Below are 14240 nucleotides of genomic sequence, written 5' to 3'. Positions count from 1 at the left end.
GCTTCACGGCGCGCAGCTTGCGCCGCGACAACGGCCCGCCAGGCACTGCCTGGCGGGCCGTTTACGTTGTGGGCTAACGTTCTGGACTAAGGTTGTAGGCTGGCTTTGTGGGCTAGCTATGCCAGGAGTTGAGCCGACGGCGCTGTCGCCTGAGAAACAGGGCGTGGCCGGGAAACAGAGCGGCACGAGAAATCAGCGCGGTACCGAGAGCCAGCAGATAGCTTGAGTCGGCGATCTCTCGGATGCAAGATCAGGCATGTGCGACGCCGATCGCGCTAGACGTTCCCTCTCAAGATAATCCTATGGGGTGGTGCAAGATAGCTGTTGGATTATCCGGGTTTAGCATGGGTTCAATGGGCCGGTAATGAAAAGAGCTTTTCAGGCAAATGAAAAGGCTGGCGAAATGCCAGCCTAAATCACGATCGATCATTGTCGTATCACTAGAACTGGAAGATAGCGCTTGCCTGCAGGCGGCTTGCGTCATCAGAGTTGCCGTTGATCTGTTCGACCTCAGCATTTTGGTACTCAAGACCCACTGTAAGGCGCTGCGTGATATCCCATATAACGTTGACAAAGGCATAGTCGATGGTCTCGAACTGGCTGCCGTATTTTTTGGGCATGTCCTGATCGAGACGGGAAAATCCGACAGAACTGAACCAGTCATCGGTCCAGTTATGGTTCAGGGAAATACCGAAGGCCCGCGTCTCGATGGCCTTGAGCTTGTTGTCATCGTTGACGTATACATCGGGGGCGTTACGGTGCCCAGTATTGCCGGGGTTGCCCATGTAGTTGCCGATACCTTCGCCGTAGGTGGCACTACCATGCAGGCTTGTCATGGGTGTGAAGGGCAGGTTGAATTGCGCCTGAATCCCGTAACCTGTGGTCTCGTCATCCACGGTGTTGGTGATGTTGTTGGTAGAGAGTTGGCGTGCCACCCCGGAAAGCGCGAGCAGGCGCTTGTATTCGTAACGTACCGTCAAGTCGGGAAGTTGGCTTTCACCATCGGCGACGCCGGCGTCGTCACGTGCGATCACCGTATCCGGATCTTCCACGGAGAACGATAGATGCCCCGCACCTACCGGCAGGGTATAGCGCAACTGCGCCTGACGCTCGAAGGCATAACCCTTGGGATCGCCAAGCGCTAGGGTACGTGTCCCGCCCACGAAGCTCATGAAGTTCGTCCAGGTGCGCCCAGCGAGGAAGCCGTTGAGCTCACCGTAGGCCTGACGCAGGTTGAAGGAACCGTCGGGAATGAAGTGGCCTTCGAGATACGTCGTCAGGCGGCCGTAATCGGTCATCGTGTGTGTGCGGAAGTTGAGCCGTGACTCATAGGCGGTAAAATCGCTACGTCCATCGGTACGCTTCGATGAATCCATGATCGCATAGGGGTTGGTGGACTTGCCGAGGTCATAGTCGAAGTCGTAGAGCATATCGAGCTTGATGTAGCCACCAAAGGCGACGTCGGTCTTGGTGCCGGGAATATTGATGGTCGACCGATGGTTCCACGGCGGACCTACACGACTAGGTTCACCGGTGACAACGGGTTGCCCCGCTTCGACGACGTCAAAAGCGTGAGCGGGAACGGTCGTCACGATGGCCATGCCTGAAGCGAGTGATACCCAGAGCGCGAGCTTGGTCATCTTGAATTTTGTTATCGCGGATCGCATTTGTGAGCTGCCCTTTGTAGGAAGTTATGAGCGGTTTTCGCTTGAACGAGTATGCGGTCCTGAGGCGTGGAGAAAATTAATTTTTCATCGTCTCCCTATGCATTTTCCTGATGGCGTCTTAATGAAATTCCACTGAATTAAGTCGTGAAAGGGAGTGAGTGTGAGAGGTCGCCGATGCTTGTTTTGTTGCAAACTTTGCTGCCCTGCTAATTGTTTTCTCGTTATGTTTTGTTCGAAATGAAAGTTTCGCTTTTTCTTATGAATTATGGAGGCTGAAAAAGTTCTTCGCAAAAGTCCGGGTAGCTCTCGGGTTTCCGCGAAGAACCAAAATAAAGCGCCAGCTTATTAAGTCTCTGCTGAGATGCGTCATCGGTATTTCGACGGCACGCCACGAGGTAGGTGACCTGCCGATTAAGGGGCTTTTGACATTCTTACAGACTTTCGCTGCATATGGCGGCATAGATATGGAGATTGGAATTGCTGATGACGGCGCCGAGCTTTTCCAGCGAGAAGAAGACGACGCCATAATGGACCATGCTTCGCCAGTCGTGCTCGCGGATCAGATGCAGCCTTCTCGAAGAGCGTTTCGGGATAGACGAGACAGCGCCCCATGCCCACGAATGCCGGGCAGATCGCGCGCCCCACTGTTTTCGTTGGCAACCGCATAGAGGTCGTCGAAGCCCATTGGGAAGGCGGAGTAGTGGTCTATATCTTCTTCCTGCTTCTCATGATCGACGGCGAAGCCGGCCATTGGGGTGTGGGGAAACGACGAGCCCGCCGATGATGTGTGCCATTTTCGATACCTCGTTCCCAAGGTAAACACTGCATAAATATCTGCGTAGGTGAATCGCTGAGTTACGCGGCGCCTGCAATCCCCACCTATACCCTATAGGTGTCGGATCCCGCGTGATTGACCACCCGCTTGGTAAATAACTCAGGGTGCTTGGCCTGCCATTCCTTCATCACCTCAATCGGCGAATGATGGTGTAGCGCCTTTTGTGGAATGTGGTGATTGTACAGCCACGTATAGCGTTTCAGCGTCTGCTCCAGGTCTTCGCCTGAGGCGTATCTTCGAGTCGCCAGCACGTCGCTGATATGGCCGTCAAAGTGCTCCACCATGCCGTTCGTCTGAAGCCTATCCGGCTTGATCAGACGATGCTCGATACCATGGGCTTGGCACTCTTGGTCGAACGCATGGTCACCACTGGGCTTGCGCTCACCGACCCGTGTGAAGCGATCGGTGAAGCATTTGGCATTGTCCATGAGCACTGTCCGAATTTTGAACGTTGCCTTCTGTTCCACCTGCCTCATGAACGCCTGCGCCTCCTTCGTGGCCTGACTGCACCTGACTTCTAGATAGACCCAGCGGGTGGCACGGTCGATGGCGACGTAAAGGTAGCGTTTCTGCTGCTCGTCAGGCATCTGAGGTAAGTGTTTGATGTCGATGTGCAGAAGCCCGGATCGTAGTCCTTGAAAGGCTTGTGCCGAGGCTTCTCATCATCGCCGGCATCTTGCCGAGCCAGTTCTGCCAGTGTTGGAACTTCGCGCCGCTGGAGCATACGATGCAGGCCTGAGCGAGATAACCGGGGGGCGGGAACTCACGCGCCACGACAAGGAGATCATCCAAGCCAAGGCGAAGGAATTCGCGCGCTGCGATCAGCACCTCCTCCTGCTCGGACGTGAGCGTGGCCAGCAGGTTGTGACGCGTGTGTGATCGGTCGTGCACATCGTCACGGTACCGCCAGCGCCGAATGGTTGCGGTGGCGACGCCATACTGGCGGGCCAGATCGCTATCCGTGATGCTGGAGGGCGCTGCCTGGATCTCGGCACGGATCTTCGGTGTCGTGGTCGCTTGTTTATGCAGCTTGATGTTCATGAACCTGCTCCCGGATGAATTGCTGAAGAAGCTCTCTGGCAGCTAGCAGAGGATAGCTTCTGCAGGCGATTTGATCATCCGGGATCCCTCATATAGGCTTCGGTTGCGGTGTTCCGTGCGTATTGAAATTCACCTGCCTGTCGATGTGTTCAGTCTTTTCCAAGGGGAAGTCAGTCGCTGTTATTGAGCGCTAGCAGCGCCATACCCGTCGTCATCGGGGCGTAGTAGAAGCGGTGAACTTCCTCGACGCGCTCGGTCATGGCGCCGCGCATCACGAACCACATGATGACTTCACCGCCCTCGGCGCCGGCCTCCGTCATGACTTCCTTGTGCGACAGTGCGGCAAGCTCGCGGGGTTGGTCCTGGATGCGCTGTAGCCACTGCTTGTCCCATTCTTCATTAATATGCCCAAAACGCTCGCCATTTAGTTGGTGCGAGAGGCCACCAGTGCCGACGACTGCAACGCGGGTGTCCTCGGGATAGGCCTCGACGGCGCGCCGAATGGCCTCGCCCAGCTTATAGCAGCGCAGGCCCGTGGGCAGCGGATGCTGGATGACGTTGACCAGAAGCGGCACGACCTTGACCGGCCAGGCCGTGTCATCGTGATCCCAGAGCAGCGGCATGGCGGTGAGGAAGCCATGATCCAGTGCCATTTCCTGGCACAGGGTCAGATCGAACTCGTCGGCGACCAGGTGGTTGGCGAGATGCTCGGAAAAGGCCGCATCCCCGGGGAAGTCCGGCAAGGGGCGCTTGCCGTAGCCTTCGTCGGCCACTTCGTAGCTGTCGGCCACACCCAGCGCGAAGGTGGGATAGCGGTCGAGAAAGAACTCGGTGCCATGATCGTTGTAGACGAGGATGACGACATCGGCCTTGACCTCATCGGCCAGCCAGCGCTTGACCGGCTCGTAACCGTCGAAGAGGGGCTGCCAGGCGGGGTCGGCCTGTTTTTTCTGGTCATAGGCGCGCCCAATCGAGGGCACATGAGAGGAGCCGATGCCGGCGACGATCTTGCCCATTAGGTTGCTCCTGGCACGTTGCGGGTGGACATGAACTGCTCGTAGCTCTCGCCACGCATCTGTGCGCCGATGGTGTAAAGCCCGTAGCCCAGAGTGGCGCCAAGCTTGAGGAAGAAGAACAGGTTGCCGCCGAGCTGGGTCAGACGCAGCCAGTCACGCTGGCGAATGGCCTGTTTCTGTTCTTCCGACAAGCCGTAGCGTTCCATATAGGCTTCTTCGTCGGCCTTGAAGGCCTCGCGGTTCTCGTCGAATTTGAGCGAATTGCACATCTTGTTGATGGCATAGCCTTGTCGCGAGAGCGCAAGGTCGAAGACATAGGTGCCGGGAATGCCCCAGCGCTCTTGTGCATCCGACATGGCGTGTTTTTCCTTTTCTATTGTGTGGTGACGTGACGCATGGCGTCAGCCATCGCGATGCATGACGAAACGTGCGTGGCGCTCGGCAAAGCGCCAGGCGCCCTGATCGAGGACGCACAGATCGTCGAATTCACCGATCATGGTGCGCCCCGCCAACGGCCAGCCGAAGTGACCGTCCGGCGCGTGCTGGGTATCGGCGGCGAAGACTTGCACGTAGGTGGTGACCCGCGCGCGCTCGGGGCTTTCCACCTGAACACGGATATTGCTGCAGAAATGTCGCGTGATGCGCTGTGCAGGGCGTGCCCGATAGCTTGCCAGGATCGCGTCGCGCCCGGCGAGCGGTTCCTCGGGAGCGGTGGGCCGAAACAGCTGGCCGTCCGGCGTGAAAAGCGCCACGAGCCCGGCATAGTCCTGACGGTCGGTGGCGGCAGCGGCATTGAGGACCAGACGGGTGCAGGCCTGCTCGATGGCCGCTCGGGATGCGTGGGACAAGGCGATCATGCGTGGTTTCTCCAGTGGTCGAGCGCCCGGGCGACAGCGGCGGGGCGCTCCATGGGACTCATGTGGCCGGCCTCCTCGATGACCTCGAGACGGCTGCCGGGAATGAGCCCTGCCATTTCCTCGTGGCGTTCCAGCGGACTCCAGGCATCTTGGCGTCCGCACAGCAGCAGGGTCGGGCAGGCGATGCCGGACAGTTGCTCGGTGGCGTCCGGACGGGCCAGCAGAGCGTCGATCTGGGCGGCGAAGGTGTCGGGATCCTTGCGCTCGATCATCGCCAGAATCGCCTCGACGAGTGTTTCGTCGTCGAGGCGTTCGGGGTGCACCATGCCTTGCAGCCAGGTGCCGCCCATCGCGCGCATCCCGTCCTGGCGGGCCTTGGCCAGCAGCGCGTGACGGTTTTCGCGTTCGCGCTGGCCCGCTTCTCCCGCCGCCCGACCGCGGAAGCCGGTATCCAGCAGCGCCAGGCCCGCGAGACGCTGCGGTGCGCGACGCTGGATCTCGAGGGCGACGCGGCCGCCCATGGAATGGCCCACCGCGATGAATCGCTCGGGCGCGTCTTGCAAGGCAATGTCGGCCATGGCACCGATGGAATCGGCCATGCCGTAGTCGGGCGTGGGCAGCGTGGGGGCGACGAGATGTTCGCGCACATGGGCCCAGACGGCGGCGTCGCACAGCAGGCCCGGCAACGGCAATAGCGGGACGGATGTCATGAAGCGGCTCCGTGGGAGTGGGCCGCGGTGTCGCCATTCCAGACGGCACGCGGCACATGCAAGTGGCCTTCGAAGAGCAGTCGGGCGGTGCGCAGCAGTCCCGCGCGGACGATCTCGCCGTCCGCGTCACGGGTCAGCTCGACGGTGAACTCGCCGGTCGGGTGCTCGATCGACAGGCGCTGTGTCGCTCCCTCGTTCAGCACCGCCAGCCCCTCGGCCACGGTGCCCGGGACCAGGCAGCCACTGGCCACGCTGACCGCACCGAGCACGCCGATGGCCTCGTGGCAGCGATGCGGAATGAACGATCGCGTGGCGAGGTTGCCTCCATGTCGAGGCGCGGCGATGAGGGTCATCTTGGGCACGGTGCGCTCGCTGACGTCGCCCAAGTTCATGCGCGATCCCGCCTCCAGGCGGATGCGTTCGAGGCGTTCTCGCAGTGCGGTGTTAGCTTCCAGGTCGGCACAGCTTTCGTGGCCGCTGACGCCAAGATCTTGGGCGCGTAACAGGACCACCGGCATGCCGTTATCGAGACAGGTCACGTCGATGCCCTCGACAGTGTCGCGCGAGTGGCCGGTGGGCAGCAGGGCGCCACAGCTCGAGCCGGCGGTATCCTGGAATTCGACGATCAAGGGGGCTGCGCTGCCCGGCACGCCGGAAATCTGGGCATTGCCGGCGTAGGCGACGTTACCGCCGGGCGTCGGGACATGGATGATCGCCACTTGGCCGGTGTTGACCATGTGCACGCGTACCGGCGTCGTGCCGTCGTATGCCGTCACCCAGCCGCGCTCGATGGTGAAGGGGCCGACACCGGCGAGAATGTTGCCGCAGTTCTGGCCATAGTCGACGCGCGGGGCGTCGACGACGACCTGGGCGAAAAGATAATCCACATCCACGTCGTCCCGGGTCGGACGATCGACGATTGCGACCTTGCTGGTCAGCGAGGTCGCCCCGCCCAGGCCGTCGATCTGACGCGCATCGGGCGAGCCCATTGCGGCGAGCAATACCGCATCGCGCCGGTCGGTGTCGCGGGGGAGGTCCTCGGCGAGGAAGTACAGCCCCTTCGAGGTGCCGCCGCGCATCTGCAGACACGGGATGCGCGTCTGGCTCATGACGAGGACTCCATGGCACGTGCCAGCGCCTGCGGGTCGTCGTAATAGGTCAGGCCCTTGTCGGCCAGTCGCTGGCGCATGTCGTAGATGTCGAGGCCCAGTTCGCCATTGGCCAGGCGCACGCGCTTGTCTTCCTCGGCGGCGGCGCGCTTGCGGCTGGCGGCGACCACGCCGTCGGCCTCGTCGCGACGCACCACGACCACGCCGTCGTCGTCGGCGACGACGATATCGCCGGGGTTGACCCACTGGCCGGCGCAGACGACGGGAATGTTCACCGAGCCCAGGGTCTCCTTGACGGTGCCCTGGGCATGCACGGCGCGCGACCAGACGGCGAAGCCCATTTCACGCAGGATGCGAGTGTCGCGCACGCCGCCGTCGAGGACCAGGCCGCGCACGCCGCGGGCCTGCAGCGAGGTGGCCAGCAGGTCGCCGAAATAGCCGTCGACACAGGGCGAGCGCGTGGCTACCACGAGGATGTCGCCGGGCTGGCACTGCTCCACGGCGACATGGAACATCCAGTTGTCGCCGGGCGAGACCAGCACGGTCACCGCCGAGCCGCTGATGCCGCGATCCTGCTGAATGGGGCGGATCGCGGGGTCGAGCAGTCCCTTGCGGCCCTGGGCTTCATGCACGGTGGCGACGCCCTCTTCGCCGAGGGCATCGATGTGTTCGTGCTTGGCCCGGGGAATGTCGCGTACGACGATACCGGGCGTTTCCAGTGAGGTCGTCATGCCAGATTCTCCGTGACGCGAGGAAAGATGCTTTGATAGCCCTCGGCATACTGGATGTTCTTGTTCGCGGTGATGCCGATGTTGCGCTTGGCCTGCACGCCACGCTGCAGGGCGACGCGGGTATAGTATTCCCAAAGGTGTTCCTGGCCGGCCATGCACTGAATCGCGCGGTACTTGTCGTCCCACACCTCGGTGATGTCGAGCAGCACGTCGGGGCGCCACTGGCATTGCTCCGGCTGGTGCGGCTCGAAGCAGTAGACGGGCGGGGCGCCGACGATGGTCTCGCCGGGATTGTGGCCTTCCGCCTGGGCGATGATGCGGGCTTCCTGGGCGAGGTCGGTGGCGAGCGGGTGATCGTAGTTGTAGGGATCCTTGAGCGAATGCGTGAGCACGAACTCGGGCTGCACGCGGCGATAGACCTCGACGAGCCGGAACAGCGTTTCCTTGTCGGCGCGCATGGGGTAGTCGCCGATATCGAAGAACTCGACGCTGGCCCCCACGGCCGCGGCGGCCGCTTCGGCTTCCTCGCGGCGGGCCGCCTTGACCTTTTCCTCGCTCATGTTTCCCTGGCGCCACAGCTTGGCGGATTCGCCCCGTTCGCCGAACGACAGGCAGACGATATGCATGGCATAGCCCTGCCGGGCGTGCAGGGCGATGGCACCACCGGCCCGCCATACGAAATCCGCCGAGTGTGCGCTGACCACCAGGCCAGCGGGAGAAGAAGACGCGACAGTCATGAGCGATAACCTACCGTTGAAGACGATGGTTTCATCCTGTCAGCTTGCCTGAAACGCGAATAATGTTTTTCGTTGGCGTCAATATGCGTTTTGCTTATGCGCCGATCCCCGCCACGATGCGGATGGCCATGCTCCCTTTATGGCATATCGTGCGGCGCCCCCATGCGGCATGCTGGACGCAGATTCATGTCGAAAGGGTCAGCCATGACCGAGCTGCATCGCGAGGCATTCGATTACGCACCCAACATGCGGCGCTTGCGTGCGGTCATCGCCGTGGCCGAGGCGGGCAGCGTGATGCGGGCGGCCGAGGCATTGCACCTGTCGCAACCCGCTGTGACACGGGCGGTGCGTGACCTGGAAAAGGAGCTCGGCCTGGCACTGTTCGAGCGCCATCGCAGCGGCATGTTATGCACCACGGCGGGGAAGATAGTCCTGCATCGCTTCCGGCGTGCCTTGCAGCAATTGACCGAGGCCGAGACCGTGCTGGCACGTCTGCACCCCGAGGGCAATTTCGAGCGCCTCCCGCAACGCTTGTCGCATCGTCAATTGACGGTGCTGGTAGCCGTCGCCGATCTGCATAACGAACCCCTGGCGGCCAGGCGGCTGGGCCTGACCCAGCCGGCGGTCAGCGGCAATCTGCGTGATCTGGAACGCCTGCTGGGCATCGCGTTGTTCCTGCGCACGCAACGCGGCATGCTGGCCACCGATGGCGGTGCGGTGCTGATTCGTCATGCCAAGATGGCCCTGCGCGAGCTGTACCTGGTCAGCGATGACCTCTCCGCCTGGCAGGGCGAGGTGCGGGGGCGCGTGGTGATCGGTACCTTGCCGCTTTCCAGCTCGCTACTGGTGCCGCATGCCGTGGATGCCTTGTTGCGTGAATTGCCGGGCCTGAACGTGACCATCATCGAGGGCACCTACGACGCCCTGTTCGAGTCGCTGCGTCATGGCGAGATCGATATCCTCATCGGTGCGCTGCGTCAGGCGGGTACCAGCGAGGACACGCATCAGCAACGTCTCTTCCATGACCGCCTCGCCGTCGCGGCACGCCACGGTCATCCCCTGATGAAGCACGCCGCGCTGCAATTGAGCGATCTGCTCGATGCGCAATGGATCGCCCCCCGGCAGGGCACGCCGGCGCGCGTGAGTTTCGAGCAGGAGTTTCGCAGTGCCGGCCTGCAGCCGCCTTCGGTCGTGGTGGAGTCCGGCAATCTCAGTACGATTCGCACCCTGCTGCTCGACAGCGACCGCGTGACGCTGGTCTCGCCCCATCAGGTGTTCTTCGAAGTCCAGAGCGGCCAGCTGGCGCTGCTTCCCATCAAGCTGACGGGCACGCTCCGCCCGATCGGCATCACCACACGTGCCGACGACTCTCCGACCCAGGCCTTGAAAGTCCTCAAGGATATCTTGCTGACGCTTGGGGAGCGCATGGCCGATCCTTCCTCGTCTACTCGGGCGTGACCGGGATAGCAAAAACGTATACCCAAGCATGTGATTTGAATTTGTTGTCGTGAATGAGGGCCGGGTACGGTGCTTTCAGGCTCCGTTTCTTTGCGTCCTGGTGGGAAAACGGAGAATAAAATAAGACAAAAGTTGAAAAAAAGTCGGGAGACGCCGGAATGAAGACGTTGAAAAGCCGTGCCCTATTAACCCTGGCCGCTGGTATAGCGCTGGCTGCCAATACCGGCGTGAGCGCTGCTGAAATCTTGAAGCTCGCACACTTCGTATCGCCGGCGCATGTCGTCAACAGTGCCGTCGTTTATCCATTCAAGAAGGGTGTCGAGCAGCAGACGAGCGGAGAGCTGGAAATCAAGGTCTACCCGGGGGGCGAACTGGGGTCCGGCCCCATGGAACAATATCCGCGCGTGCTGCAAGGGGTGGCGGACATCGTCTGGGGATTGCCGGGGTACACTTCGTCGCAATTCAAGAAATCGATGGTCGTGGAAATGCCCGGTGCCATTCCCGACGACATGCATGGCTACGACATGCTCTGGAATGCCTATGAAGACCAGTTGAAGAGTGAGTTTCCCGGCACCAAGCCACTGGCGCTCTGGGTCAGCGAGCCGAACATTTTCATCATGAAAGATGAAGAAATCCGCACGCCAGAAGATCTCAAAGGACTGAAGATTCGTGTCTCGGGAGAAATGACGGCTGCGCTGATCGATGCCTACGGTGGCACGCCCGTACAGATGCCCGCCGGTGAGATTTACAATGCGCTGCAAACCGGCCTTATCGATGGCTTGGTGACCGGCGCCAGTGCTATCAACGACTTCAAGCTCGATGAAGTGGCCAACGTCTATTCGGTGGGGGCGCCCCTAGGCCACATCATGTTTTATCTGGTTATGAATCAGAAAAAATATGGCAGCCTTCCCGCCAAGTTCCAGCAAGCCATCGATGATAATAGTGGTGAAAAACTCTCTCGCAGCGCTGAGCAAGGATGGAATGCCCGTGCCAACGAAACCTTGAAAAGCATTCGTGAGGATTCCGATAATAAGGTGATTGAGCTCAGTCTGGAGGAGATCGCAGAGTTCAAGCGCATTGCCGATAATTTCCGCGAGCGGCGTCTGGCGGAAAGTGGAACTCATGACGTGCTTGATGCCATGCGTGGGGAGTGAGTTCTTGATGAGTCACTTTCTCACGCGGGTGGCCCGCACGCTGGATGGATTCGTAAGACTTTCCAGCGTGATCGGCACCTTGGCCCTGATCTTCGCGGTATCGGTGACCTTGGCCGATGTCGCGGGGCGTCTGCTCGGATACCCCTTGCCGGGCGGTCAGGACCTGTCACAAATGACTATGATCATCATCGTGTTCGGTGGTATGGCGCTCTGTGACCGGCAGGGCGGAAATATCGCCGTGGATATCTTTGAAGACAAGTTTTCAGCGCAGATGAATCGTTGGCTGGATGTGGTGGGCTGGGTACTGGGATGTGCCATCTTCATGGCTATTGGCTATACAATGCTCGGCGCGGCGGAAATCTCGAAGTTGCTCAACTTGAGCACCAATATCATCGCGATTCCCAAGGCGCCGTTCCAATACATCGTGGCGTTTTTTGCCTTTTTGACGGCGCTTTCCATGCTGGCACGCATCGTTTCGACGTTATTGGCTTCATCCCACCGGCATGCGTCTTTGCAAAAGGAAGATGACTTATGAGTACCGAGCTGGTGGGTGCCCTGGGCATCCTTGCGCTGTTGGCGCTTCTGGTACTGCGAATTCCTGTGGCCTTCGCGATCTTCGTCGTGGGCTTTGGAGGGATTACCGTGCTCGACAGCCTCAACTCCGCCTTGAGCCTGTTGGCTAGCGAAACCTTTACCATCGCCTCGAACGCCGAGCTGATCGTCATCCCCTTATTCATCTTGATGGGCAACATCGCCACCGAGGCGGGCATGAGCCGCAAGCTTTATGATGCCGCCTATGCACTCATCGGCTCGGTGCGGGGCGGTCTGGCGTCGGCCACGGTGGTGGGGTGTGCCGGCTTCGCCGCGCTCTGCGGCTCCTCCGTGGCATCGGCACTCACCATGGGACGCGTCTCGCTCAGCGAGATGGAGCGTTTCAACTACAGTGCCAAGCTGTCCACGGGGTCGGTGGCGGCCGGGGGGACCCTGGGGATTCTCATTCCGCCTTCTACCGGCTTCGTGATCTACGCCATCCTCACGCAGCAGTCAATCGGCCGCCTGTTCCTGGCGGGCGTGTTGCCCGGCATCATGCTGTGTCTGCTGTTTGTTCTCCTGATCATGCTGCTGGCCACCATCAAGCCGGTTCTCGCGCCCTCCGGTCCCAAGACGTCATGGCGAGAAAAGCAGCAGGGGCTGCTGGGCGCGACGCCGATCCTGCTTATCATCCTGCTGACGATCGGCGGCATTTACTCGGGCATCTTCTCTCCCGTGGAAGCCGCCGCCGTGGGCGCCGCCCTGACGATCCTGTTCGGCGCCGCCATGCGCAAGCTGCCCCTGGCTTCCTTCTGGCGGGCGGCACAAAGCTCCATCACCACCACGGCGACCGTGATGCTGATCCTGATCGCCGCGCACATGCTCAACCCCTTTCTGGCCTTGAGCCATATTCCGCAGGCCCTGGGTGATTTCCTGATGGCCCTGGATATCGGGCCGTATGGCGTCCTGCTCTTGATACTGGCCTGTTACCTGGTACTGGGCTGCTTCCTGGAAGGGTTCGCGATGCTGGTGCTGACCATGCCGATCTTCTTCCCTGTCATCACCCAGTTGGGGTTCGATCCCATCTGGTTCGGCGTGCTGGTGGTGCTGACACTGGAAATGGGACTTATCAGCCCGCCAGTGGGCGTGAACGTCTTCATCGTCAAGTCCGTGGCGCCCAATGTGCCGCTGCGCGACATCTTCGAAGGGGTCATGCCGTTCTGGCTAGTGATGATCGCGGCCATCGGGCTGTTGATCGTCTTTCCCGATATTGTGCTGTTTCTTCCCGATACGATGATGGGCTAGGCGTGTAAACCCATCAGGGTGTTCACGGATAGCCCCAGCCGACTAACCAGAGGTTGGTAAGCCAAACTGAGATGTAGGCGATGCCAGTGGTACGGATGAAGCCAGGCCGTTAGATGCCTGCCTCGCTCGTCCGAGCTTGCATAAGCCTGTGCCTAGGTGTTGGGTCCCGAGAAGTAGCGGTTCGGGTTGTCATGGAACCGTTCTGCCTAACCGTTGGCGGGAGGGCCGTAAGGCTTGGTTCGACGATACTATAGCCCCAACCGCTGACAGCGTTCGCGTGGCCTTTTTGGATCCAAAGACGTCACGTCGCGTTCGAGGCGTGCCCTACGCCGCCCAGCCCGAACAGCGTGCCGTACCGTAGCCCGATGTAGGCATGCTCGCGCATCAGCATCTCCGCCCGGGCCCCCTCACCGCGTGATAGCGCCTGAAACACGAGTTGGTGCTGGGTATGTGCTATGCGCAACTTGCCGTATTCGCGATCCAGCGCCGTGTCATCGATGATGATCGAATCGGCTGAAGCGAAGGGCAGATGATCGTTGCGCGCGATCGCATCGTGGATTACACGGCTGCCGGTGGCGCCGACGATGGCACGATGAAACTCCTGATTGAGGGTGGCCCAGAGTTCGATATCTGCCTGGTCGAGATACCCCTTTTCCAGCAGCGCCCCTTCACGCGACAGGCAGTCACTCAAAACGGCCTCGACCTCCTGCGGCATGCCTTTTTCCGCCAGGCGGCGCGCCGCCAGCCCTTCCAGGGCACCGCGTACCTCCACCGCACAGAGCACATCCTCTTCGGAGAACTGACGCACGACATAGCCGCGAGTTCCGGTCTTCTGCAGCAGGCCCTCTTGCTCGAGCGTACGGAAGGCCAGCCGAACCGGCATGCGCGACACCTGGAGCCGTTCGGCGACATGCAACTCCTTGAGGCGCTCGCCTGGCGCGTAGACGCCTTCGCTGATGAGCTTGCGCAAACTGGCGATGACATTGAGGCGACCATTTTTTTCCGATTTTTCCGGCATCTACTCGCTCCTATCGGCGCCTTCATCTTTGGATCCAACTAAAGGCTATCTTGACCCAGGGAGGCCTTAAA

15 protein-coding genes and 1 pseudogene are annotated in these 14240 nt (G+C 60.6%); 5 read left to right on the top strand and 11 right to left on the bottom strand.

The window, feature by feature from the left end:
- Positions 1-440 precede the first annotated feature (440 nt).
- On the bottom strand, positions 441-1640 hold the full coding sequence (locus tag ABV408_RS12680; RefSeq protein ID WP_353979298.1) for a DcaP family trimeric outer membrane transporter: 1200 nt from the start codon (positions 1638-1640) through the stop codon (positions 441-443).
- Positions 1641-2098: 458 nt separating this feature from the next.
- Positions 2099-2203: a hypothetical protein gene (locus ABV408_RS12675; protein ID WP_353979297.1), complete on the bottom strand. Its 105-nt coding sequence runs from the start codon at positions 2201-2203 to the stop codon at positions 2099-2101.
- Between the two features lie 74 nt (positions 2204-2277).
- Between ABV408_RS12675 and ABV408_RS12670 the strand changes: the two genes are divergently transcribed.
- Positions 2278-2451, top strand: a complete 174-nt coding sequence (locus ABV408_RS12670) for a hypothetical protein (protein WP_353979296.1) — start codon at positions 2278-2280, stop codon at positions 2449-2451.
- A gap of 95 nt (positions 2452-2546) precedes the next feature.
- On the opposite strand, the pseudogene ABV408_RS12665 reads toward ABV408_RS12670, so the two are convergent.
- The 8 genes and pseudogenes from ABV408_RS12665 to galB all read right to left on the bottom strand — a co-directional run bounded on the left by ABV408_RS12665 (position 2547) and on the right by galB (position 8703).
- Positions 2547-3543 (bottom strand): annotated as a pseudogene (locus ABV408_RS12665) (DDE-type integrase/transposase/recombinase).
- Positions 3544-3713: 170 nt separating this feature from the next.
- Positions 3714-4559 carry a class III extradiol dioxygenase family protein gene (locus ABV408_RS12660; protein ID WP_353979295.1) on the bottom strand — a complete coding sequence of 282 codons (846 nt, stop codon included), beginning with the start codon at positions 4557-4559 and terminating at the stop codon, positions 3714-3716.
- The gene (locus ABV408_RS12655) at positions 4559-4915 is read right to left on the bottom strand and encodes a protocatechuate 3,4-dioxygenase (protein ID WP_353979294.1); all 357 of its coding nucleotides are present in this window, start codon (positions 4913-4915) and stop codon (positions 4559-4561) included. Before ABV408_RS12655 ends, ABV408_RS12660 begins: the two co-directional genes overlap by 1 nt.
- A 45-nt stretch (positions 4916-4960) precedes the next feature.
- Positions 4961-5416, bottom strand: a complete 456-nt coding sequence (locus ABV408_RS12650) for a nuclear transport factor 2 family protein (RefSeq protein ID WP_353979293.1) — start codon at positions 5414-5416, stop codon at positions 4961-4963.
- Complete coding sequence (locus ABV408_RS12645; protein ID WP_353979292.1) at positions 5413-6126, bottom strand: alpha/beta fold hydrolase; 714 nt, start codon at positions 6124-6126, stop codon at positions 5413-5415. Before ABV408_RS12645 ends, ABV408_RS12650 begins: the two co-directional genes overlap by 4 nt.
- Positions 6123-7235 (bottom strand): 4-oxalomesaconate tautomerase, encoded by a 1113-nt coding sequence (locus ABV408_RS12640; RefSeq protein ID WP_353979291.1) that lies wholly within the window; start codon positions 7233-7235, stop codon positions 6123-6125. The genes ABV408_RS12645 and ABV408_RS12640 overlap by 4 nt, the downstream gene beginning before the upstream one ends.
- Positions 7232-7966 carry a 4-carboxy-4-hydroxy-2-oxoadipate aldolase/oxaloacetate decarboxylase gene (locus ABV408_RS12635; protein ID WP_349788744.1) on the bottom strand — a complete coding sequence of 245 codons (735 nt, stop codon included), beginning with the start codon at positions 7964-7966 and terminating at the stop codon, positions 7232-7234. The genes ABV408_RS12640 and ABV408_RS12635 overlap by 4 nt, the downstream gene beginning before the upstream one ends.
- Entirely contained in the window at positions 7963-8703 is a 741-nt protein-coding gene (gene galB / locus ABV408_RS12630; protein ID WP_353979290.1) for a 4-oxalmesaconate hydratase, read from the bottom strand. The genes ABV408_RS12635 and galB overlap by 4 nt, the downstream gene beginning before the upstream one ends.
- 204 nt (positions 8704-8907) lie before the next feature.
- Here galB and ABV408_RS12625 point away from each other — a divergent pair, with 204 nt between their 5' ends.
- The 4 genes from ABV408_RS12625 (at position 8908) to ABV408_RS12610 (ending at position 13151) form a co-directional block, all read left to right on the top strand.
- The gene (locus tag ABV408_RS12625) at positions 8908-10161 is read left to right on the top strand and encodes a LysR family transcriptional regulator (RefSeq protein ID WP_353979289.1); all 1254 of its coding nucleotides are present in this window, start codon (positions 8908-8910) and stop codon (positions 10159-10161) included.
- A gap of 158 nt (positions 10162-10319) precedes the next feature.
- The gene (locus ABV408_RS12620) at positions 10320-11315 is read left to right on the top strand and encodes a TRAP transporter substrate-binding protein (protein WP_353979288.1); all 996 of its coding nucleotides are present in this window, start codon (positions 10320-10322) and stop codon (positions 11313-11315) included.
- Between the two features lie 7 nt (positions 11316-11322).
- Positions 11323-11850, top strand: a complete 528-nt coding sequence (locus tag ABV408_RS12615) for a TRAP transporter small permease (RefSeq protein ID WP_353979287.1) — start codon at positions 11323-11325, stop codon at positions 11848-11850.
- Positions 11847-13151: a TRAP transporter large permease gene (locus ABV408_RS12610; protein WP_353979286.1), complete on the top strand. Its 1305-nt coding sequence runs from the start codon at positions 11847-11849 to the stop codon at positions 13149-13151. Before ABV408_RS12615 ends, ABV408_RS12610 begins: the two co-directional genes overlap by 4 nt.
- A 301-nt stretch (positions 13152-13452) precedes the next feature.
- Here the strand turns inward: ABV408_RS12610 and ABV408_RS12605 are convergent, their stop codons facing one another.
- Entirely contained in the window at positions 13453-14169 is a 717-nt protein-coding gene (locus tag ABV408_RS12605) for a GntR family transcriptional regulator (protein WP_353979285.1), read from the bottom strand.
- Between the last annotated feature and the right edge of the window lie 71 nt (positions 14170-14240).

It is taken from the genome of Salinicola endophyticus (genome assembly GCF_040536835.1).
Classification (GTDB): domain Bacteria; phylum Pseudomonadota; class Gammaproteobacteria; order Pseudomonadales; family Halomonadaceae; genus Salinicola; species Salinicola endophyticus_A.
The sequence above is the reverse complement of the archived record's forward strand: the minus strand, read 5'-3'. Positions and strand labels throughout refer to the sequence as shown.

Bases quoted from the DNA above. Each gene is read 5' to 3' on its own strand.
- ABV408_RS12645 (WP_353979292.1), bottom strand. From the start codon at position 6,126: ATGACATCCGTCCCGCTATTGCCGTTGCCGGGCCTGCTGTGCGACGCC.
- ABV408_RS12610 (WP_353979286.1), top strand. From the start codon at position 11,847: ATGAGTACCGAGCTGGTGGGTGCCCTGGGCATCCTTGCGCTGTTGGCG.
- ABV408_RS12605 (WP_353979285.1), bottom strand. From the start codon at position 14,169: ATGCCGGAAAAATCGGAAAAAAATGGTCGCCTCAATGTCATCGCCAGT.
- ABV408_RS12655 (WP_353979294.1), bottom strand. From the start codon at position 4,915: ATGTCGGATGCACAAGAGCGCTGGGGCATTCCCGGCACCTATGTCTTC.
- ABV408_RS12625 (WP_353979289.1), top strand. From the start codon at position 8,908: ATGACCGAGCTGCATCGCGAGGCATTCGATTACGCACCCAACATGCGG.
- ABV408_RS12640 (WP_353979291.1), bottom strand. From the start codon at position 7,235: ATGAGCCAGACGCGCATCCCGTGTCTGCAGATGCGCGGCGGCACCTCG.
- ABV408_RS12675 (WP_353979297.1), bottom strand. From the start codon at position 2,203: ATGGTCCATTATGGCGTCGTCTTCTTCTCGCTGGAAAAGCTCGGCGCC.
- galB (WP_353979290.1), bottom strand. From the start codon at position 8,703: ATGACTGTCGCGTCTTCTTCTCCCGCTGGCCTGGTGGTCAGCGCACAC.
- ABV408_RS12680 (WP_353979298.1), bottom strand. From the start codon at position 1,640: ATGACCAAGCTCGCGCTCTGGGTATCACTCGCTTCAGGCATGGCCATC.
- ABV408_RS12635 (WP_349788744.1), bottom strand. From the start codon at position 7,966: ATGACGACCTCACTGGAAACGCCCGGTATCGTCGTACGCGACATTCCC.
- ABV408_RS12660 (WP_353979295.1), bottom strand. From the start codon at position 4,559: ATGGGCAAGATCGTCGCCGGCATCGGCTCCTCTCATGTGCCCTCGATT.
- ABV408_RS12650 (WP_353979293.1), bottom strand. From the start codon at position 5,416: ATGATCGCCTTGTCCCACGCATCCCGAGCGGCCATCGAGCAGGCCTGC.
- ABV408_RS12615 (WP_353979287.1), top strand. From the start codon at position 11,323: ATGAGTCACTTTCTCACGCGGGTGGCCCGCACGCTGGATGGATTCGTA.
- ABV408_RS12670 (WP_353979296.1), top strand. From the start codon at position 2,278: ATGCCCACGAATGCCGGGCAGATCGCGCGCCCCACTGTTTTCGTTGGC.
- ABV408_RS12620 (WP_353979288.1), top strand. From the start codon at position 10,320: ATGAAGACGTTGAAAAGCCGTGCCCTATTAACCCTGGCCGCTGGTATA.